This is a genomic window from Muricoccus vinaceus (assembly GCF_042433125.1).
Classification (GTDB): domain Bacteria; phylum Pseudomonadota; class Alphaproteobacteria; order Acetobacterales; family Acetobacteraceae; genus Roseomonas; species Roseomonas vinacea.
The window spans coordinates 206,589-226,533 of sequence record NZ_JBHLVZ010000083.1 but is presented as its reverse complement, the minus strand read 5'-3'; the positions used below and the strand labels follow the sequence as shown (position 1 = coordinate 226,533).

Genomic DNA, 19,945 nt, shown 5'->3' with positions numbered 1-19,945 from the left:
ATCCGAACAACGTCAGCCTGTCTTGGATCAACGGCTAGAGCGCGCTCGCCAACAGGGAGCGACCGCGCCTCCGATGCCTTCCGGCCAGCCCCGCAACGTCCTGCTCGTCGTCGTCGACCAGTGGCGCGCCGATTTCGTGCCTGCTCTCGGCGCGGATTTCCTGAAGACGCCGAACCTCGACAGGCTCTGCCGGGAAGGCGTGACCTTCCGCAACCACATCACCAACACCGTGCCCTGCGGCCCGGCGCGCGCCAGCCTGCTGACGGGCCTCTACCTGATGAACCACCGGGCGGTGCAGAACACCGTCCCGCTCGATGCGCGGCACAGCAACCTGGCCAAGGAGCTGCGCCGGATCGGCTACGACCCGGCGCTGATCGGCTACACCACCACCACGCCGGACCCGCGCCAGACCGGCTCGCTCGACCCGCGCTTCACGACGCTCGGCGACCTCATGGAGGGCTTCCGCGCCGTGGGGGCCTTCGAGCCGAGCATGGACGGCTATTTCGGATGGCTGGCCCAGAAGGGCCACGCGCTGCCCGAGAACCGCGAGGACATCTGGCTGCCCGAGGGGGAGGACCACCTCCCCGGCGCCACCGCGCGGCCGAGCCGCATCCCCGCCGATTGCTCCGACACGGCCTACTTCACCGAGCGCGCGCTCACCTATCTCAAGGGCCGCAACGGAAAGCCCTGGTTCCTGCACCTCGGCTACTACCGCCCTCACCCGCCCTTCATCGCGCCCGCGCCCTACAACGCGATGTATCGCCCCGAGGACATGCCCCCGCTGCACCGGGCCGCCACCTGGCGGGAGGAAGCGGCGCAGCATCCGCTGCTGGACTTCTACCTCCGCGGCATCAGCCAGGGCTCCTTCTTCCACGGTGCCGGCGGCGCCGCGACGGAGCTGGATGCCGGTTCGGTCGCGCAGATGCGGGCCACCTACAGCGGCATGATCTCGGAGGTGGATGCGGCACTCGGCCAGGTGATCGCGCATCTGGATGCCACCGGGGAGTGGAAGAACACCCTGGTCATCTTCACCTCCGACCATGGGGAGCAGCTCGGCGACCATTACCTGCTCGGCAAGGTCGGCTACCACGACGAAAGCTTCCGCATCCCGCTGGTGATCAAGGATCCCGATGCGCCAGATGCGGCAGGGCGCATCGAGAGCGCCTTCACGGAAAGCGTGGACGTGATGCCGACCATCCTGGAATGGCTGGGCGGCGAGGCGCCGCGCGCCTGCGACGGCCATTCCCTGCTGCCGCTCGTCGCCGGCGAGACGCCTGCGGCATGGCGGCGCCACCTGTTCTACGAATACGACTTCCGGGACGTCTTCTATTCCCGCCCCGAGGACGACCTCGGCTTGTCGATGGACGAGTGCTCGCTCTGCGTGGTGCAGGACCAGCACTGGAAATACGTGCATTTCGCGGCCCTTCCGCCCCTTCTCTTCGACTTGGAGAAGGACCCGCACTGCTTCACCGACCTCGCCGCCGATCCCGCCCATGCGGCGGTGGTCAGGGATTACGCGCAGCGCGCCCTGTCGCACCGCATGTCCCATGCCGAGCGGACGCTGACCCATTTCCGTGCCACCCCCCATGGCCTCGAGGAACGCGCACCATGACCGCCTCCCGCCGCAACCTGCTTCTCGGCGCCGCCACCGCGGCCTCGCTCCCCCGCTTCGCCATCGCCCAGGCGGACCAGCGGCCCTCCATCTCGATCGCCGTGCAGAAGATCTCCAACAGCAACACGCTGGAGGTGCTGCGCGAGCAGTCCAACGTGGGCGAGCGCATCTTCTTCTCCTCCCTTTGGGAGCCGCTGATCGGCCGGGACTGGCTGAACGAGCTGAAAACCGTGCCGGCGCTCGCCACCGGGTGGCGCCGCATTTCGGACAGCGTGGTGGAGCTGACGCTGCGCGACGGCGTGCGCTTCCACAACGGCGACATCATGACCGCCGAGGACGTGGCCTTCTCCTTCGGGCGGGAGCGCATGTTCGGCGACACCCAGCCGACGGCGCAGGGCCGCACCATCTCCATCCGCGGGGACGTCATCCCGTCCCGCGCCCAGCGCGAGCTGCCGGCCGAGGTGACGGGCGTCGCCCGCCGCTCCTGGCCCGCGCTGGAGCGGGTGGAGGTGGTGGACGCGCGCACCGTGCGCTTCCACAACGCGACGCCCGACGTGACCCTGGAAGGCCGCCTCTCCCGCTTCGGCAGCGAGATCATCTCCCGCCGCGCCTACCAGGAGGCGGCGGGCTGGTTCGACTGGGCGCGCAAGCCCGTCCTGACCGGCCCCTACAAGGTCGTGGAGTTCCGCCCGGACCACTCGCTCACGCTCGTGGCGCACGACGAATACTGGGGCGGCCGCCCGCCGCTGCGCCAGATCCGCTTCCTCGAGGTGCCGGAGGTGCCGGCGCGCATCAACATGCTCCGCACGGGGGAGGTGCAGTTCGCCTGCGACATCCCGCCCGACCAGATCGACGGGATCGAGCGCGACCGCGCCTACGAGGTGCAGGGCGGCACCATCCTGAACCACCGCCTGACCTGCTTCGACAAGAACCACCCGCAGCTTCGCGACGCGCGCGTCCGCCGCGCCTTCACCCACGCCATCGACCGCAAGGCGATCGTGGACAGCCTCTGGGGCGGCCGCACGGTCGTGCCGCGCGGGCTGCAGTTCGACTACTACGGCGACATGTTCATCCAGGACTGGGAAGTGCCGCGCTACGACCCGGCGGAGGCGCGCCGCCTGCTGCGCGAGGCCGGCTACCGTGGCGCGCCGATCCCCTACCGGCTGCTGAACAACTACTACACCAACCAGACCCCCACGGCGCAGGTGCTGGTGGAGATGTGGCGCCAGGTTGGGCTGAACGTCTCCATCGACATGAAGGAGAACTGGTCCCAGATCCTGGAGCGCGGCGACACCCGCGCGGTGCGGGACTGGTCGAACTCGGCGCCCTTCAACGATCCCGTCTCCTCGCTCGTGGCGCAGCACGGGCCAAACGGCCAGCAGCAGCAGGTGGGCGAGTACGCCAACGACGAGCTGAACCGCCTCTCGGTCGAGCTGGAGACAGGGACGGACCACGCCCGCCGCAAGGCCGCCTTCCGCCGCATGCTGGAGATCGCGGAGCGCGAGGACCCCGCCTACACCGTGCTGCACCAGAACGCGACCTTCACGGCCAAGCGGCGTGACATCCGGTGGCGCGCGGCGCCGGCCTTTGCCATGGACTTCCGCCAGGGCAACTGGGGCGGGTGATGACGCGCCTTTCCCGCCGCGCCGCGCTGGCCTCGGCCGGCGCGTCCCTCGTCCTGCCGCGCGTCGCGGTCGCGCAGGCGGACCAGCGCCCTTCCGTTACCGTCGCCGTGGGGAAGATCGCCAACAGCAACACGCTGGAAACGCTGCGCGAACAGTCCAACGTGGGCAGCCGCCACGGCGGCTCCTACGGGGAGGCGCTGATCGAGCAGGACTGGTTCGGCGACCTGCGCCTCCGGCCCGGCCTCGCCACCGCCTGGCGCCGCGTGGATGACCGCACGCTGGAACTGGACCTGCGCCCCGGCGTGCGCTTCCACGACGGGCGGGAGATGACGGCGGAGGACGTGGTCTTCTCCTTCGGCCCCGAGCGGATGTGGGGGGCGGACTCCCCGGCCGCCCGCAACCTCTTCGGCAACGTCCCTGGCCGCACCCAGGGCAAGGCCCCGCCAGCCGAGGCCGCCGCCATCGCCCGCCGCACCTATCCCGGCTTCGAGCGGATCGAGGTGGTGGACGCGCGCACCGTGCGCTTCGTCAACAAGGTGGCGGACCCCGCGCTCGAAGGCCGCCTCTCCCGCACGACCGGGATGGTCCTCTCGGGCGGAGGTTTCGAGCAGGCCGCCTCCTGGCTCGACTGGGCGCGGCGCCCGGTCGGCACCGGCCCGTACAAGGTCGCCGAGTTCCGGCCCGACCAGTCCCTCACGCTCCTCGCGCATGACGAGCACTGGCGGGGCCGGCCGCCGCTGCGACAGGTGCGCTTCGTCGAGGTGCCGGAGGTAGCGAGCCGCATCAACATGCTGCTCTCGGGCGAGGCGGACTTCGCCTGCGACATCCCGCCCGACCAGATCGGCGCCTTCGACCGTTCCGCGCGCCATGAGGTGGTGGGCGGTCCCATCATGAACCACCGCATCACCGTGTTCGACAAGAGCCACCCGCAGTTGCGCGACGCACGCGTGCGCCGCGCCTTCACCCATGCGATCGACCGCAAGGCGATCGTGGACGCGCTCTGGGCGGGGCAGGCAGCCATTCCGCGCGGCGAGCAGTTCGACTTCTACGGCCCCATGCTGCTGACGGACTGGGAAGCCCCGCGCCACGATCCCGTCGAAGCCCGCCGCCTGCTGCGCGAGGCCGGCTACCGGGGCGAGCCGATCCCCTACCGCCTGCTGAGCAACTACTACACGGCGCAGGTGGCCACCGCGCAGATCCTCGTCGAGGGCTGGCGCGCGGTGGGGCTGAACGTGGTGATCGAGATGAAGGAGAACTTCCCGCAGGTTCTCTCCAGCCAGGGCGCCGGCACGGCGGCGGGCCGCGGCGTGCGGGACTGGTCGAACTCGGCAAGCTTCAACGATCCCGTCTCCTCCCTGACCTCGGCCCACGGGCCGGAAGGGCAGCAGTGGCAGATCAACGAGTGGCGGAACGAGGAGTTCGGGCGCCTTTCCGCGGTGCTGGAGGGCTCGATGGGCCTGGACGACCGCCGCCGTGCCTTCCGCCGCATGCTCGAGATCATCGAGCGCGAGGACCCCGGCTACACCGTGCTGCACCAGACCCTGAACTTCACGGCCAAGCGGCGAGACCTCCCCTGGAAGCCCGGCCAGTCCTTCTTCATGGACTTTTCCGCGCGGAACTGGGGCGCCTGATGCCACCGCTGGTCGAGATCGCCGGGCTCACCGCCACCTTCGACGGCGTGCCCGCGCTGCGCGGCGTGGACCTCTCCGTCGGCCGCGGGGAGGCCGTGGCGCTGGTGGGTGAGTCCGGATGCGGAAAGTCCGTCACCTGGCTCGCCGCGCTCGGCCTCCTGCCGGGCAAGGCCCGCGTGGCCGGCAGCGTGCGGCTGGACGGGCAGGAGATCCTGAACGCCCCGCCGGCCACGCTGGACGCCCTGCGCGGCGGCCGCGTCGCCATGATCTTCCAGGACCCCGCCAGCAGCCTCAACCCGGTCCACCGGATCGGGCGGCAGATCACCGAGGCGCTGGCCCTGCATCGCGGCTTGAGGGGCGCGGCCGCGCGCGAGGAGGCGCGGCGCCTGCTGGACCGCGTGGGCATGCCCGATTCGCGGCGGCGGCTGGATGCCTATCCGCACGAGCTCTCGGGCGGGCAGAACCAGCGGGTGATGATCGCCATGGCGCTCGCGGGCTCGCCGGAGCTTCTGGTGGCGGACGAGCCCACCACCGCGCTCGACGTCACCATCCAGGCGCAGATCCTGGAACTGCTGGCGGAGATCCGGCGGGACACGGGCATGGCGCTCGTCCTCATCTCCCACGACCTCGGCGTGGTCGCCGAAACCTGCGAGCGGGTCTGCGTGATGTATGCCGGGCGCATCGTGGAGGAGACGGCGGCCGCCGACCTCTTCGCCGCGCCCGCCCATCCCTATGCCGCCGGGCTGCTCGCGGCGCTGCCGCCGATCGACGGACCGCGCCGGCCGCTGGCCGCCATTCCCGGCGGGGTGCCGGAGCCCTGGGCCATGCCGCCGGGCTGCCCCTATGCCCCGCGATGCCCGCGCCGCGTGGCGGCCTGCGACGAGGCGGTGCCGCGCCTCGCCACCGTCGCCCCCGCGCACCGGGCCGCCTGCATCCGCCCGCTGCCCGAAGGCGCCGCGAGGGAGCTGCTCAGCGCATGAGCGTGAACGACGAACCCCTTCTGCACGCGCAGGACCTCGTGCGCCGCTACGCGGTGCGCCGCGGGATGTTCGGGAGGCCGGCGGAGGTGCGGGCGGTGGACGGCGTCTCCCTCACGCTGCGGCGCGGGCAGACGCTGGGGCTGGTGGGTGAATCCGGCTGCGGCAAGTCCACGACCGGCCGCATGGTGCTGGGGCTCGAGATGCCGGATTCGGGCGGCGTCGCCTTCCGCAACGAGCGGATGCCGCCCCCCGGCACGCCGGAATGGCGGCGCCTGCGGGCGCGCATGGCCATGGTCTACCAGGACCCGCTCGGGGCGCTGGACCGCCGGCTCGACATCGGCGTGCAGGTGGCGGAGCCGCTGGAGATCCACGGCATCGGCACCCGCGCGGACCGCCCGGCGCGGGTGGAGGCGCTTCTGCGCAGCGTGGGCCTGCGCCCCGACCAGGCGCGAAGCTTCCCGCACGAGCTTTCCGGCGGGCAGCGCCAGCGCGCCGTGCTCGCGCGCGCCCTGGCCACCGCGCCGGACCTGCTCGTCTGCGACGAGCCGATCAGCGCGCTCGACGTCTCCATCCAGGCGCAGGTGATGAACCTGCTGTCGGAGGTGCAGGCGCGCACGGGCGTCGCCATGCTCTTCATCAGCCACGACCTGCGCGCGGTGCGGCAGATGAGTCACCGGGTGGCCGTGATGTATCTCGGCCGCGTGGTCGAGGAGGGCGAGCCCGACGACGTGCTGCGCGCCCCCGCCCACCCTTATGCGCAGGCGCTGGTCTCGGCCATTCCGCACCCGGGGCGGCGCGGTGGGCGCATCGTGCTGAAGGGCGACCCGCCGAACCCGGCGGCGCGCCCCACGGGCTGTGCCTTCCACCCCCGCTGCGCCGTGGCCGCCGCCGTCTGCGCGCGGGACGTGCCCGCCCTCAAGCCCCAGGCCGCCGACAGGCGGCTGGTCGCCTGCCATGTGGCGCAGGGCGAGGCCGCGCCGGGCGCCGGGCTGCCGCGCCACGCGTTGGAGGCCGCCTGATGCTCCGCTTCCTCGGCCTGCGCCTCGCCCGCGCGCTTCTGACCATGGTGCTGGTGGTCACCTTCGCCTTCGTCGTGCTGCGGCTGTCGGGCGATCCCGCGCTGCTCATCATGTCCGCCGACGCGCCGCCGGAGGCGATCGCGGCCTTCCGCCAGGCCTGGGGGCTGAACGACCCGATCTGGCAGCAGTACATCCGCTACTTCGCGGCGATCTTCCGCGGCGACCTCGGCCAGTCCATGCGCGACGGCCGGCCCGCGATCGAGCTGGTGGCCGAGCGCATCCCCGCGACCCTCGCCCTCACACTGCCGGCGCTGGCGATGAAGCTCGGGATCGGCATCCCCGCCGGCATCCACGCGGCGCTGCACCGCAACTCCTTCGCGGACCGCGCGGTGATGCTGCTGGCGGTGGCGGGCTTCACCGTGCCTTCCTTCGTGCTCGGGCTCCTGCTGGTGCTGGTCTTCGCCGTGCAGCTGGGCTGGCTGCCCTCGGGCGGGCAGGAAAGCTGGCGCCACGCGGTGCTGCCCGTCCTCACCCTCGGGATCGGGGGCGCGGCGGTGCTGGCCCGCTTCACCCGCTCCGCGATGCTGGAGGTGCTGGGGCAGCCCTACATGCGCACGGCCCTCGCCAAGGGGGTGCCCTGGGTGCGCGCCGTGCGCCGCCACGCGCTGCCCAACGCGGCCATCCCGACGGTGACCATCGTCGGCTTCATGGTGGGCAGCCTTCTCGCCGGCGCGGTCGTGGTGGAAAGCGTCTTCTCCTGGCCGGGCGTGGGCCGCCTGCTGGTGGTGGCCGTCGCGAACCGTGACCTCGCGGTGGTGCAGTGCATCCTCCTCCTCGTCGCCGCCACCATGGTCAGCGCGAACCTCGCGGTGGACCTCCTCTACGGCGTGCTCGACCCGCGCCTCCGCTCGGCGCCCCGGGAGGCAACCGCCTGATGTCCGACATTCCCCTCGGCGCCATGCCCGCCCCGGCGGTCTCGGCCCCGCCCGCGCGCCGGCAGGCCCGCCTGCCGGCACTGGTCGTCCTCGCGCTCGGCTGGCTGGTGCTCATGCTGCTGGTGGCCTTCGCGGCCGACCTTCTCAGCCCCTTTCCCTACACGGCGCTGGACCTGCGCAACCGCCTCTCGCCCCCGGTCGGCATGGGCGGCGTCTGGCTGCACCCGCTGGGAACGGACGAGCTGGGGCGGGACGTCCTCTCGCGCCTGATCACCTCCATCCGGATGAGCCTGCTGATCGCCTTCGGCGCCACCGCCATCTCCGCCGTGCTCGGCGTCACGCTGGGCTTCCTCGCGGCCCATTTCCGCGGGCTGGTGGAGCACGCGGTGCTGGCGCTGGTGGACTTCCAGGCCTCCATGCCCTTCCTCATCCTCGCGCTCGCCGTGCTCGCCTTCTTCGGCAACGCGTTGCCGCTGTTCATCTGCCTGCTCGGGCTGAACGGGTGGGAGCGGTACGCCCGCATCGCGCGCGGCCTCGCGGTCAGCGCGGGCTCGCAGGGCTACGCGGCGGCGGTGAAGGGGCTCGGCGCCTCGCCCTGGCGCGTCTATGGCCGCCACGTGCTGCCGAACATCGCGTCCACGCTCATCGTGAGCATGACCCTCGCCTTTCCCGAGATCATCCTGCTGGAAAGCGGGCTCTCCTTCCTTGGCCTCGGCGTGCAGCCGCCGATGACCTCGCTGGGCAACATGGTGGGATACGGGCGGGAATATCTCACGCGGGCGCCCTGGATCCTGCTCGCGCCCTCCTCGGTGATCGTGATGACGACGCTCTCGGTCAGCCTCGTCGGCGACTGGCTGCGGGACCGGCTGGACCCGACGCTGCGCTGACGCTCCGCGGCGAAGCGCCGGAGCCAGCGAGAAGGGCCGGCCGCTAGAGGCGGCCGCCCTCGCGCACGATGCTGCCGCGTCCCTCGCCGGCGACGGCCAGGTATTGCCGGTAGTCGCCCCGGCCGGTGGTCAGCACCCGCGATTCCCGCGCCGGGGCCCAGAACGGCCGCCCCGGCAGCGGCGCCAAGGGCGCGATGCCCAGGAGCGACAGCAGCGTCGGCGCCACGTCCACCAGGCCGACCGGGGAGCCGTCGTCGCCGGGCGGCACGCCGGGCGCGAGAAGGGCCATGAGGTTGCCCATCTCCCGCCGGTGCAGCCCGCCATGCATGCCGCCGCCGGCCGGGAAGTCCTTCCCGACGATGGGGCTCCGGCCTGGCAGCCCGTAGGGATCGGCCTCGGGCCCGCCGCGCATCTGGATCAGCAGCGGGGCGGCGCGCGCGTGGTCGGCATTGACCAGCGCGAGGTCGAAGGTGCCGGGGAAAGGCCCCTCCACGCCGCTGCCGCCGGCGGCCAGCAGCGCGCCGCACCAGGGCCGCTCCTGCAGGGCGGCCGCCAGCCGGCCCAGGCGGGCCGGATCCGCCTCCCGCGGCCAGAGCCAGCACATGGTCCCCGCGGCCACCGAGACATCCGCGCCCGGCCGGTCCAGCACCGCCTCCACCCCGAGGGCGGCGAGTTCGGCCACGAGGTCGAAGCGGCCGGTGGTGCCGACATGCCCATGGTCGGACATGGCGATCACGGCCATCCGCTCCGCCCCCGGCAGGCGCGATGCCGCCTCGAGCACCCCGGCGAAAGCCCGGTCGGCCGCGCGCATGGCGTCCCGCGTCCCCGGCGCGTCCATCCCGCGGTAGTGGAAGGACCAGTCCGGCTCGGTCAGCCAGAGCAGCGCCACGTCCGGCTGCAGCTCGGGCAGCACCACCTCCGCCATGGCGCGGCCGGCGTATTCCACGAGCGGGATCTTGTCCGGCGGGGCCGCGGGCGGCGGGCCGAGGCGGGCCACGACCCTGTCCCAGCCCTCCGGCGTCTCGGCGGCGTCCCGCCCGGACAGGCTGAAGATGAAGGACCCGTTCGCCTTCGCCCGCGGGTCGAGCAGGTAGGCGCCGCCGGCCGAGCCGCTGTGAACGAGGGCGAAGCGGCGGCCGGCCGCGGCCAGCGAGTCCGCGAAGCGCGGGGTGGCGACGAAGCCCGGCCCATGCACCGCGGTGCCGCGGCGCATGTCCCCGGCCGAGGACGTGTCGAGAAAGCGCCCCTCCCGCGCCGCCGGATCGGGGAAGGCGTTGTTGACGATGCCCGCGACGGCCGGCGGCTGCCCCGTTCCGATGGTTGTCGCGCAGACGCGGGTGAGGGAAGGGAAGACCGAGGAGGCTTCCGTGTAGCGCCGCGTCCCCTTGAGGAACTCGGCGAGGGCGGGCATGCGATCCGGCGTCGCCATGTCCGGGCGCAGCCCGTCGAAGAGGACGATGAGAACGCGGCTGGCGGTGCTGGGCGGCAAGGTGTGGCTCCGGTAGAGGCGTGCTTCAGGCGCCGGGGTCGTGCTTCGCGCAGAAGGCCCCGGCGCTCATGCGGCGGAAGTCCTGCATCGCCTCGCCCAGGCGCTCGTGCGGCCAGCTCCACCAGGCGATGCGATGGAGTGCCGCGACGATCTCCGGCGGGAAGCGGTGGCGCAGCACGCGCCCGGGAACGCCGACGACGATGGCGAAATCCGGCACGTCCTTCGACACAACCGCGCCCGCGCCGATCGCGGCACCCGTGCCGATGGTCACGCCGGGCAGGATCACCGCCCCGTGCCCGATCCACACATCGTGCCCCAGCGTGACGCGGTGCGAGCGGCGCCAGTCGAAGAAGGCCGCGTCGTCCTCGCCCAGGCCATAGGCCGAGGAGCGGTAGGTGAAGTGGTTCAGGGCCACGCGGTCGAGCGGGTGGTTGCCCGGGTTGATCCGCACCCCCGCCGCGATGGAGCAGAAGCGGCCGATCTCCGCGTAGATGATGTCGCTGTCGCGTGCGACGTAGCTGTAGTCGCCGAACACGCTCTCGGCGACGCGGGTGCCCGCGCCGACCTCGCAGAAGTGGCCGAAGACGCTGTCCCGCACCTCGGCCGTGGGGTGGATCGATGGCCGCGCGCCGAGGGACTTGCCGGCCGTGTCCGGGTCGGGAAGCACCGCCGCGGCCGGCGGACGTTCCTCTTTCAGCATCTTCCCCGCTTCCTCCCTGCGTTGCGTGCGGCCGACCGGGGGCAGGAGGCCGCCTCCCGCCGACGGAATGGCCGGGCCCCGTCATGCCGCGGGTCCTCTGCCTGCCCGACCGGAACAGGCATGCGTCGGTCCGGTGAAGCTTTGGCGACAGATGCATCGGCACCCGGCGGCGATCCGCCGCGCGGCGATGCGCGCCACAAACCTGTCATGGAGCGGTCACCACGGATTCATCCGAACGAGTGCTAAGGAGCGCCCCGTACACGCATGACCAAGACCTCCTCCCCTTATGGCTGGCGCACCGTGGAGACCTGCCTGACGGCGGAGATCCGCGACGGGCAGCTCAGTCCGGGCCAGCGGCTCCCGCCGGAACCCGCGCTCATGGCGCGGTTCACCGTGGGCCGGCACAGCGTGCGCCGTGCCGTCGCGGCCCTGCAGGCGCGGGGCCTGGTCCGGACGCTCCAGGGCAGCGGAACCTATGTGCGTCCGGCGGCGGTGCTCGAATACCGCCTGTCCGAGCGCACGCGCTTCTCGCGCATCCTTCTAGACCAGGGGCGCGAGCCTTCCGGCCGCTTCCTGCGCGGGGCGGAGGGTCCTGCCTCGCCCGAGGTGGCGGAGGAGCTGGGCCTGCTGCCCGGGGCGCCCGCCTACGAAATTCTCCGCCTGAACTTCGCCGATGGCGTGCCGATGAATCTTTCGGCGGCCTGGTACCCGGCGTGGCGCTTCCCCGGAATGCTGCAGGCCTGGCAGGCGGGGCGGGGAGCCAGCGAGGTGCTCGCCGTCCATGGGCTGCAGGACTACCTCCGGCTGCGCAGCGCCATCCTCACGCGGCTTCCCTCCCCCGAGGAGGCGTCGTGGCTGGACCAGCCCGCGGATCAGCCCGTGCTGGTGGTCCGCAAGGTGGACGCCGACCTGGCCGGCGCCCCCATCGCCTGTTCCGAAACCATCTGGGCCGGAGAGCGCGTGCAGCTCCTGGTCGACAACGCCCCCTCGCCGCGCGGCGAGGCCCCTGGGCGCGAGGAGATGACCGATGTGGATCGCTGACCTTCGGATCGTGCTGCCCGACCGCGTGCTGCCGCGCGGCGCCGTGCGCGTCGAGGACGGATGCATCGTCGAGGTGATCGAGGTTCCGAGCTTCGGCACCCGGCCGGCGGCGCTGACCCTCATCCCCGGGCTGGTCGACCTGCACGGGGACATGATCGAGAAGGAGGTGGAGCCGCGGCCGGATTGCGCCTTCCCGCTGGAGGTCGCGGTCGGCAACCTCGACGCCCGCCTGGCCGCATCGGGCGTCACCACGGCCTATGCCGGCGTTTCCTTCGCGGAAGGCAAGCGCGGCCTGCGGAGCGAGGAGCGGGCGCGCGCCATGGTCGAGGCCCTCGCGCGGCTGCGCGGGCAGGCGCGCACCGACCTTCGCGTCCACGCGCGCTTCGAGATCACCAACGACCGCGCCGAGCCGGTGCTGCGCGACCTTCTGGCCCGCCGGATGGTGGACATGGTCTCCCTGACCGACCACACGCCGGGCCAGGGGCAGTACCGCGATGTGGAGCAGTACGTCGCCTATTCCGCCCGCGCCCACGGCCATGCGCCGGAGGAGGCGGAAGCCCGCGCCCGCGCCCGCATGGCGGCGCCGCCGGCCTGGGAGGTGGCGCGCGCCGTGACGGAGCTGGCCCGCGCGCAAGGGTTGCCGATCGCCTCTCACGACGACGACACGCCGGCCAAGGTGGCGCTGATGCGGAGCCTCGGCGCCACCATCTCGGAGTTCCCGGTCACGCTGGAGGCGGCGCGCGCCGCGCGCGAGGCGGGAATGGCGACGCTGATGGGCGCGCCGAACGCGCTGCGCGGCCAGTCCATGACCGGCAACATCACGGCCGCGTCGGTGCTGGAGGCCGGGCTGCTGGACGCGCTGGCGGCGGATTACCACCAGGGCGCGATGCTGCCCGCCGCGATCGGCTGGGTGCGGGAGGGACGGCTGCCGCTGCACGCCGCCATCGCCCTGCTGACCGCTAATCCCGCCCGCGCCGCGGGGCTCGGTGACCGCGGCGTCATCGCCGCGGGGCGCCGCGCGGATCTCGTGCTGCTTGATGTCTCGGAGGCGCAGGGGGCCCCGCCGCCGCGGGTGCGGGCGGTGTGGCGCGAAGGACGGATGATCCATTCCGATGGCTGGACGGGCATGGCCGACGCCGTGGCGGAGGCCGCATGAGCGCGGAAGCCAGCAACGAGCGTCGCCGTGCGGACGACCAGTGTCGCCGTGCGGACGACGAGCGTCGCCGTGCGGACGACGAGCGTCGCCGCTGGATCGGCATCCTCGCCCGTGCCGGTGCCGCCGGGATCGAGGCGCGAATGGCGGACGTCCCGCCGCTGCCGCCGCACGTGCGGCTGCGGGGGCCGGAAACGGGCCTCGTGATGGTGCGCGGCCGCGCCGGCGGCGACGGCGCGCCCTTCAACCTCGGAGAGATGACGGTGACCCGCTGCGCCGTGCGGCTGGAAAACGGGACGGTGGGCCATGCCTATCTGGCCGGCCGAGACCGCCGCGGCGCCGAGCTGGCGGCCGCCATGGACGCGGCGCTGCAAGACCCCGCCCGCCGTCCCGCGCTGCTGGCGGCGGTGGTGGAGCCGCTGGCGGCCGAACAGGCAAAGGCCCGCGCGGTGACGGCGCGCAAGGCCGCCGCCACCCGCGTGCGCTTCCTGGCCATGGAGACGACCCGATGAACGGCCTTCTACCCGGTTTCGTCGACCCGGTGGCGGACGCGCAATCCGCCTTCCGCGCCGTGCTGGAGGCGATGGCGCGTCCGGGCCGCGTGCAGCACCTGCCCCATCCCCCTGCGCCGCCATCCCCCCTCTCGCCCGCCGCCGGCGCCGTCCTGCTGGCACTCGCGGATGCCGGGACGCCGCTCTGGCTCGATGCCGGTGCCGAGGCCGCCGGATGGGCGGTGTTCCATGCGGGCTGTCCGCTGGTGGAGAACCCCGGTGCCGCCGCCTTCGCACTTGCCACCGGCGCCCCGCCCGCGCTCGCATCGCTCGACCCGGGCACGGATGAGGAGCCGCAGCGTGCCGCGACGCTCATCCTCCAGGTCGCCTCGCTGGCCGAGGGGCGCGGCTGGCACCTGTCCGGCCCCGGCATCGAGCACGAGCACCGGCTGGAAGTGCAGGGCGCGCCGGATGGCTTCCTGGAAGCCTGGGCCGCGAACCGCGCGCGCTTCCCGCTCGGGGTGGACGTGATCCTGTGCGCGGGCGAGTGCGTCGCCGCCCTGCCGCGCGGCGTCGCGATCCGGGAGGGCTGAACCGATGTATGTCGCGGTCAAGGGCGGCGAGGCCGCCATCGCCAATGCCCATGCCTGGCTGGCCGAGGAGCGGCGCGGCGACGCGCGCGTGCCCGAGGTCGGCACCGACGCGATCCGGGAGCAGCTCACCCTTTCCGTCGATCGCGTGATGGCGGAGGGGTCCTGCTACGACCCCGACCTCGCGGCGCTGGCGATCAAGCAGGCGCGGGGGGACCTGATCGAGGCGATCTTCCTGCTTCGCGCCTATCGCACCACGCTGCCGCGCTTCGGCGCCTCCGCCCCCATCGACACGGCGGCCATGACGGTGCGCCGCCGCGTTTCCGCCACCTACAAGGACCTGCCGGGCGGGCAGGTGCTGGGGCCGACCTTCGACTACACCCACCGCCTGCTGGACTTCGCCCTGGCGGCCGAGGGGCTGGCGCCGCCCGCTGCGGCCGAGGCCGATCCCGGCCAGGACGCCGCTCCGCCGCGCGTCACCGGGATGCTGGCGGCGGAGGGGCTGATGGCGGCCGAGGAGCCTTCCGAGGCCGAGCCGGGCGACCTCACCCGCAACCCCGTCACCTTTCCCGCCGAAAGAGCGGTCCGCTTGCAGAACCTGGCGCGCGGGGACGAGGGCTTCCTCCTCTCCATGGCCTATTCCACCCAGCGCGGCTACGGCAACAACCACCCCTTCGTGGGCGAGCTGCGCCAGGGTGAACTGGCCGTGTGCTTCGCGCCGCCGGAGTTGGGCTTCGAGATCGAGATCGGCGACCTAGTCGTCACCGAGTGCCAGATGGTGAACCAGTTCCACGGGTCGCGCACGGAGCCGCCGCAGTTCACCAGGGGCTACGGCCTCGTCTTTGGCCGCTCGGAGCGCCGGGCCATGGCCATGGCGCTGATGGACCGGTCGCTGCGCGCGGCGGAGCTGGGCGAGACCGTGGAAGCGCCCGCGCAGGACGAGGAATTCGTCCTCTCGCATTCCGACAACGTGGAGGCGACCGGCTTCCTCGAGCACCTGAAGCTGCCGCACTACGTCGATTTCCAGAGCGAGCTCGAATCCGTGCGCGCCATGCGGGCCGCGGTGGAGGCGGAGCGGCATGCCGCGCACCCCACGGAACGGCATGCCGAAACCGTGGAGGCCGGGCCGTGAGCGGCTACAACTTCGCCTATCTCGACGAGGCGACCAAACGGATGATCCGGCGGGCGCTGCTGAAGGCGGTGGCCGTGCCCGGGCACCAGGTGCCCTTCGGCTCCCGCGAGATGCCGCTGCCCTATGGCTGGGGCACGGGCGGCATCCAGGTCACCGCGAGCGTCATCGGTGCGGACGACACGCTGAAGGTCATCGACCAGGGCGCGGACGACACCACCAACGCGGTCTCCATCCGCCGCTTCTTCGCGCGCGTCGCGCCAGGCCTGCGCACCACCGAGCGCACGGCCGAGGCGACGGTGATCCAGACCCGCCACCGCATCCCCGAGACGCCGCTGCGGGAAGGGCAGGTGCTGGTCTACCAGGTGCCGCAGCCCGAGCCGCTCTTCCGCCTGGAGCCGCGACGGGCCGAGACGCGCCGCCTGCACGCGCTGGCCGATTACGGGTTGATGCAGGTCAAGCTGTACGAGGACATCGCGCGGCACGGGCGCGTCGGCTCCTCCTACGACCATCCGGTCATGGTGAACGGGCGCTACCTCATGTCGCCCTCGCCCATTCCCTCGTTCGACAACCCGAAGATGCACCGCTCGCCCGCGCTCCAGCTCTTCGGCGCCGGGCGGGAACGCCGGCTTTATGCCGTGCCGCCCTACACGGACGTGCAAAGCCTCGACTTCGAGGACCACCCGTTCGTGCCGCTGCGCGCGAAGGGCCGCTGCACCCTCTGCGGCGCAGGCGACAGCTACCTCGACGAGGTGGTGACGGATGACCGGGGCGGGCGGATCTTCGTCTGCTCCGACACGGATTTCTGCACCGGGCGGCAGACCATGCGCGAGGCCGCGGAATGAACGACCATCCCATCCTTTCCGCCAGCAGCGTGACGCGCGCCTTCGGCGCCGTGCGCGCGGTGGCCGGCGTGTCGCTCGATCTCTGGCCGGGCGAGGTCCTCGCCATCGTCGGCGAGTCCGGCTCGGGCAAGTCCACCCTGCTGCGCCTGCTGGCCGGGGACGTGCGGCCCGATGCCGGAACCGTCCTCTACCGCGCCTCCTCGGGCGCGACGCGGGACGTGCATACGATGGGTGAGCCCGCGCGGAGGCATCTCGCCCGCACCGAATGGGGCTTTGTGCATCAGGATGCGCGCGACGGCCTCCGCATGGCGGTTTCGGCCGGCGGGAACGTCGGCGAGCGGCTGATGGCGAGCGGCGCCCGGCATTACGGCGACATCCGCGCCGAGGCCGCGCGCTGGCTGGAGCGGGTGGAGATCCCCGCGGCCCGCATCGACGACGCGCCCCGCCTGTTTTCCGGCGGCATGCGGCAACGCCTGCAGATCGCCCGCACCCTCGTCACCCGGCCGCGCCTCGTCTTCATGGACGAGCCGACCGGCGGGCTCGACGTTTCCGTGCAGGCCAGGCTGCTCGACATGATCCGGGCGCTGGTGGCCGATCTCGGCATCGCGGTGATCCTGGTGACACACGACATCGCCGCCGCGCGGTTGCTCGCGCACCGCCTCGTGGTGATGCGGCACGGGCGGGTGGTCGAGGAAGGTCTGACCGACCGCGTGCTCGACGATCCGCGGCACCCCTACACGCAGCTCCTCGTCTCCTCGGTGCTGGCGGCATGAGCTGGACGCTGAGGGCCGAAGGGCTCGCCAAGAGCTTCACCCTGCACCTGCAGGGCGGCGTGGAGATGCCCGTGCTGCGCGGCGCGGCGCTGGAGGTGGGGGCCGGCGAGTGCGTGGCGCTTTCCGGCCCTTCCGGTGCCGGCAAGTCCACCCTGATGCGGCTGCTGCAGGGAAACTACGGGGCCGATGCGGGGCGCATCCTGCTCCGCCGCTCCGACGGCAGCGTGGCCGACCTGGCCCAGGCCTCGCCGCGCGAGGTGATCGCGCTGCGGCACGACACGATCGGCCATGTCTCCCAGTTTCTCCGCGTCATCCCCCGTGTTCCGGCACTTGAGGTGGTGGCGGAGCCCCTGACCGCGCGCGGTGTCCCCGGGGAGGAGGCGCGTGCCCGCGCGGCCGCCCTGCTGCACCGCCTGAACCTGCCGGAACGCCTGCACGCCCTGCCGCCGGCCACCTTCTCGGGCGGGGAGCAGCAGCGCGTGAACCTCGCGCGCGGCTTCGTGGCCGAATACCCCCTGATGCTGCTAGACGAGCCCACCGCGAGCCTCGACGCGGTCAACCGCGAGGTGGTGATCGCCTTGATCGACGAGGCCAAGGCGCGGGGCGCCGCCCTCGTCGGCATCTTCCATGACGTGGAGGTGCGCCACCGCGTGGCCGACCGCGTCCTGGAGGTGGCGCCGCTGCGGGAAGCCGCGTGAGCGGCGTGCTGGTCGCGGTCGTCGGGCCCTCCGGCGCCGGCAAGGACACGCTGATGGAGGCCGCACGCGCCACCCTGGCGGGGGAGGACCGCATCACCTTTCTCCGCCGTGCCATCACCCGTCCGGCGGAAGCCGGCGGCGAGGATCATCTCCCGCTCTCGCGCGAGGCCTTCCTGGCGGAGCGCGACGCAGGCCGCTTCGCACTCTGGTGGGAGGCGCACGGGCTTCTCTACGGCCTGCCGCGCGCGACCTTCGAGGAGGCGCTCGTCCCGGGACGGGTCGCCGTCGCCAACCTTTCCCGGCGGGTGCTGGGCGAGGCGGCCGAGCGCCACCCGCTGCGCGTGCTGGAGATCACGGCTTCGCCCGCGGTCCTGGCAGCCCGGCTCGTCGCGAGGGGCCGGGAGAGCTCGTCCGACGTTGAGCGCCGCCTTTCCCGCCAGGCCCCCCTGCCGGCCGGGCTTTCCGTGGAGACGGTGGTGAACGACGGCAGTGTGGAGGCGGGCGTGCAGCGGGTGCTGCGGGTCCTCCGCCGCGCCCGGGCCTAGCCGGCCAGCGCCGCGCGCAGCCGCCCGGAGATCGCGTCGATCACGGCGACGGCGACCAGGATCAGCAGCACGATGAAGGAGACGACGCCCCATTCGAGGGTGCGGATCATCTCCGACAGCATCAGCCCGATCCCGCCTGCGCCGACAATGCCGATGATGGTGGAAGATCGCGTGTTGCTCTCGAACATGTAGAGCACGTGTCCCGCCATGACCGGCAGCACGGCCGGCAGCACGCCGAAGCGGATGCCCGCGAGCCTGCCGCCGCCTGCGGAGGTCACTCCCTCCACGGCCCGCCGGTCGGCGGTCTCGATGGCTTCGGAGAAGAGCTTGCCGAATGTGCCGATGTCGCTGGTCATGATGGCGAGCACACCGGCGAAGGGACCGAGGCCGACGACGCTGACCCAGATCAGCGCCCAGATCAGCGCGTCCACCCCACGGATGCTGTCCAGCGCGCGGCGCGACAGGAAATGCACCACGCGCCCGGCGGAGGTGTTCCGCGCGGCGAGGAAGCCCAGCGGGAAAGCGAGGGCGGCGGCGAGCAGCGTGCCGAGGAATGCGATGGCGAGCGTCTCGGCAAGGCCGCGCAGGATCAGCAGGGCGCGGGAGGTGCTGCCGGGATCGGGCGGCAGCATCAGCCCGAGGAAGTGCAGGAGCTGCCCGAAGCCGCCGGCGATGCGCCCGGGCGAGAATTCCAGCCGCCACAGGCCGAAGGCGAGAAGCCCGAGGGCGGTGGCGGCGACGAATGCCACGCCGAGGCGCGCGGCGGTGAAGCGGCGAAAGACCCGGGGGTGACGGGCCGCGAGCCCGGCGCGGTCGGCGAGCGCGGCCTCGCGCAGGGTGAGGATCCGGGCCGTGCTCATCGGCTGCGCTCCATCGCGCCGATCAGGCGGTGGCGCAGGCGTTCCGTGCCAAGATCGATCAGCATGACGGTGACGATGATCAGCACGAGGATCGCCGCGACGTCGTTGTAGTAGAACTTGCGGATGGCCTCGATCAGGTCCTGCCCGATCCCCCCCGCACCGACAAAGCCGAGCACCGAGGCCTGCCGGACGTTCACCTCGAAGCGCAGCAGCGCATAGCTCGCGTAGTTCGGCAGCACCTGCGGCAGCACCGCGAAGCGGAGGGTCGCCACCCAGGAGGCGCCCGCCGCGGTGGCGCCCTCCACGGGCTTCAGGTCGATGTTCTCCACCACCTCCGAGAAGAGCTTGCCCAGCGCGCCCATGGTATGGATCGCGATCGCCAGCACGCCCGGCACCGGCCCCAGCCCAAAGGCGATGACGAAGATCAGCGCGAAGACGATGTCGGGCACCGTGCGGCAGAACTCGAGGAATCGCCGGGCCGTGCCACGCATCCAGCGGTTGGAAACGAGGTTTGCGGCCGCGACGAACGAAAGAAGGAACCCGCCGGCGGCGCCGATCGCCGTGCCGACATAGGCGATCAGCAAGGTGTCCGCGAGCAGCAGGCCCCATTTCCGCCAGCCCCAGAACCACTCGGCTGGATCGGTCCAGACGCGCCCCCCTCCGGCCTCCAGTGCGGTAAGGCGGTCGAAGTAACCGAAGAAGTCACCGAGATGCCGCCAGAGCCTGGTGGGATCGACCTCTGCCACGCTGCCCGCCAGAAGCGCGAGGACGGCAATGGCGACGGCGAGAACCAGGGCGCGCCGCCGCGGCGCGCGCCCGGCGGCGTGGTAGCCGTCCAGCAACTCGGCCAGGCGCGCGCCGGGCAGGGGGGTAAGCGTGGTGACCAGCGGACCGGCTCCTTCTAGAAAGGCCCGCTTCCCCGGCAAGGCGCCCGGGCGGCGG

20 protein-coding genes are annotated in these 19,945 nt (G+C 72.6%); 16 read left to right on the top strand and 4 right to left on the bottom strand.

The window, feature by feature from the left end; translation table 11 throughout:
* Positions 1–73 precede the first annotated feature (73 nt).
* Genes pehA through ACFFIC_RS23080 form a run of 7 tightly spaced genes read left to right on the top strand, consistent with a single transcriptional unit; the run spans position 74 to position 8,689 of the window.
* The gene (pehA, locus tag ACFFIC_RS23110; protein ID WP_377054778.1) at positions 74–1,612 is read left to right on the top strand and encodes a phosphoric/sulfuric ester hydrolase PehA; all 1,539 of its coding nucleotides are present in this window, start codon (positions 74–76) and stop codon (positions 1,610–1,612) included.
* On the top strand, positions 1,609–3,237 hold the full coding sequence (locus ACFFIC_RS23105; RefSeq protein WP_377054776.1) for an ABC transporter substrate-binding protein: 1,629 nt from the start codon (positions 1,609–1,611) through the stop codon (positions 3,235–3,237). The genes pehA and ACFFIC_RS23105 overlap by 4 nt, the downstream gene beginning before the upstream one ends.
* Positions 3,237–4,868 carry an ABC transporter substrate-binding protein gene (locus ACFFIC_RS23100; RefSeq protein ID WP_377054774.1) on the top strand — a complete coding sequence of 544 codons (1,632 nt, stop codon included), beginning with the start codon at positions 3,237–3,239 and terminating at the stop codon, positions 4,866–4,868. Before ACFFIC_RS23105 ends, ACFFIC_RS23100 begins: the two co-directional genes overlap by 1 nt.
* Positions 4,868–5,848, top strand: coding sequence for an ABC transporter ATP-binding protein (locus tag ACFFIC_RS23095; RefSeq protein WP_377054773.1), 981 nt, complete (start codon positions 4,868–4,870; stop codon positions 5,846–5,848). Before ACFFIC_RS23100 ends, ACFFIC_RS23095 begins: the two co-directional genes overlap by 1 nt.
* Positions 5,845–6,867: an ABC transporter ATP-binding protein gene (locus ACFFIC_RS23090; RefSeq protein WP_377054772.1), complete on the top strand. Its 1,023-nt coding sequence runs from the start codon at positions 5,845–5,847 to the stop codon at positions 6,865–6,867. The genes ACFFIC_RS23095 and ACFFIC_RS23090 overlap by 4 nt, the downstream gene beginning before the upstream one ends.
* Positions 6,867–7,802: an ABC transporter permease gene (locus tag ACFFIC_RS23085; RefSeq protein ID WP_377054770.1), complete on the top strand. Its 936-nt coding sequence runs from the start codon at positions 6,867–6,869 to the stop codon at positions 7,800–7,802. Before ACFFIC_RS23090 ends, ACFFIC_RS23085 begins: the two co-directional genes overlap by 1 nt.
* Positions 7,802–8,689, top strand: coding sequence for an ABC transporter permease (locus ACFFIC_RS23080; RefSeq protein WP_377054768.1), 888 nt, complete (start codon positions 7,802–7,804; stop codon positions 8,687–8,689). The genes ACFFIC_RS23085 and ACFFIC_RS23080 overlap by 1 nt, the downstream gene beginning before the upstream one ends.
* Before the next feature lie 43 nt (positions 8,690–8,732).
* Here ACFFIC_RS23080 and ACFFIC_RS23075 read toward each other — a convergent pair whose 3' ends face one another.
* Both ACFFIC_RS23075 and ACFFIC_RS23070 read right to left on the bottom strand, forming a co-directional pair.
* Positions 8,733–10,178, bottom strand: a complete 1,446-nt coding sequence (locus tag ACFFIC_RS23075; protein WP_377054766.1) for an alkaline phosphatase family protein — start codon at positions 10,176–10,178, stop codon at positions 8,733–8,735.
* A gap of 25 nt (positions 10,179–10,203) precedes the next feature.
* Positions 10,204–10,878, bottom strand: a complete 675-nt coding sequence (locus tag ACFFIC_RS23070; RefSeq protein ID WP_377054764.1) for an LbetaH domain-containing protein — start codon at positions 10,876–10,878, stop codon at positions 10,204–10,206.
* A 264-nt stretch (positions 10,879–11,142) separates the two neighbouring features.
* Here ACFFIC_RS23070 and phnF point away from each other — a divergent pair, with 264 nt between their 5' ends.
* From phnF to phnN, 9 genes are read left to right on the top strand one after another with little or no spacing between them, the layout of a single operon-like run.
* A complete protein-coding gene (gene phnF, locus ACFFIC_RS23065; protein WP_377054762.1) occupies positions 11,143–11,919 on the top strand; it encodes a phosphonate metabolism transcriptional regulator PhnF in 777 nt (258 codons plus the stop codon).
* Entirely contained in the window at positions 11,906–13,075 is a 1,170-nt protein-coding gene (locus ACFFIC_RS23060; protein WP_377054760.1) for an alpha-D-ribose 1-methylphosphonate 5-triphosphate diphosphatase, read from the top strand. Before phnF ends, ACFFIC_RS23060 begins: the two co-directional genes overlap by 14 nt.
* On the top strand, positions 13,072–13,584 hold the full coding sequence (gene phnG / locus ACFFIC_RS23055) for a phosphonate C-P lyase system protein PhnG (protein ID WP_377054758.1): 513 nt from the start codon (positions 13,072–13,074) through the stop codon (positions 13,582–13,584). The genes ACFFIC_RS23060 and phnG overlap by 4 nt, the downstream gene beginning before the upstream one ends.
* Positions 13,581–14,156 (top strand): phosphonate C-P lyase system protein PhnH, encoded by a 576-nt coding sequence (gene phnH, locus ACFFIC_RS23050; RefSeq protein ID WP_377054756.1) that lies wholly within the window; start codon positions 13,581–13,583, stop codon positions 14,154–14,156. The genes phnG and phnH overlap by 4 nt, the downstream gene beginning before the upstream one ends.
* 4 nt (positions 14,157–14,160) lie before the next feature.
* Positions 14,161–15,285: a carbon-phosphorus lyase complex subunit PhnI gene (locus ACFFIC_RS23045; protein WP_377054754.1), complete on the top strand. Its 1,125-nt coding sequence runs from the start codon at positions 14,161–14,163 to the stop codon at positions 15,283–15,285.
* Positions 15,282–16,127, top strand: coding sequence for an alpha-D-ribose 1-methylphosphonate 5-phosphate C-P-lyase PhnJ (locus ACFFIC_RS23040; RefSeq protein ID WP_377054752.1), 846 nt, complete (start codon positions 15,282–15,284; stop codon positions 16,125–16,127). Before ACFFIC_RS23045 ends, ACFFIC_RS23040 begins: the two co-directional genes overlap by 4 nt.
* Positions 16,124–16,900 (top strand): phosphonate C-P lyase system protein PhnK, encoded by a 777-nt coding sequence (phnK, locus tag ACFFIC_RS23035; protein ID WP_377054750.1) that lies wholly within the window; start codon positions 16,124–16,126, stop codon positions 16,898–16,900. Before ACFFIC_RS23040 ends, phnK begins: the two co-directional genes overlap by 4 nt.
* Positions 16,897–17,598, top strand: coding sequence for a phosphonate C-P lyase system protein PhnL (gene phnL / locus ACFFIC_RS23030; protein WP_377054748.1), 702 nt, complete (start codon positions 16,897–16,899; stop codon positions 17,596–17,598). Before phnK ends, phnL begins: the two co-directional genes overlap by 4 nt.
* Positions 17,595–18,143 (top strand): phosphonate metabolism protein/1,5-bisphosphokinase (PRPP-forming) PhnN, encoded by a 549-nt coding sequence (gene phnN / locus ACFFIC_RS23025; protein ID WP_377054746.1) that lies wholly within the window; start codon positions 17,595–17,597, stop codon positions 18,141–18,143. Before phnL ends, phnN begins: the two co-directional genes overlap by 4 nt.
* Here the strand turns inward: phnN and phnE (ACFFIC_RS23020) are convergent.
* Both phnE (ACFFIC_RS23020) and phnE (ACFFIC_RS23015) read right to left on the bottom strand, forming a co-directional pair.
* A complete protein-coding gene (gene phnE, locus ACFFIC_RS23020) occupies positions 18,140–19,003 on the bottom strand; it encodes a phosphonate ABC transporter, permease protein PhnE (protein WP_377054744.1) in 864 nt (287 codons plus the stop codon). The genes phnN and phnE (ACFFIC_RS23020) overlap by 4 nt on opposite strands.
* Positions 19,000–19,929, bottom strand: coding sequence for a phosphonate ABC transporter, permease protein PhnE (gene phnE, locus ACFFIC_RS23015; protein WP_377054742.1), 930 nt, complete (start codon positions 19,927–19,929; stop codon positions 19,000–19,002). The genes phnE (ACFFIC_RS23020) and phnE (ACFFIC_RS23015) overlap by 4 nt, the downstream gene beginning before the upstream one ends.
* Positions 19,930–19,945: the final 16 nt, after the last annotated feature.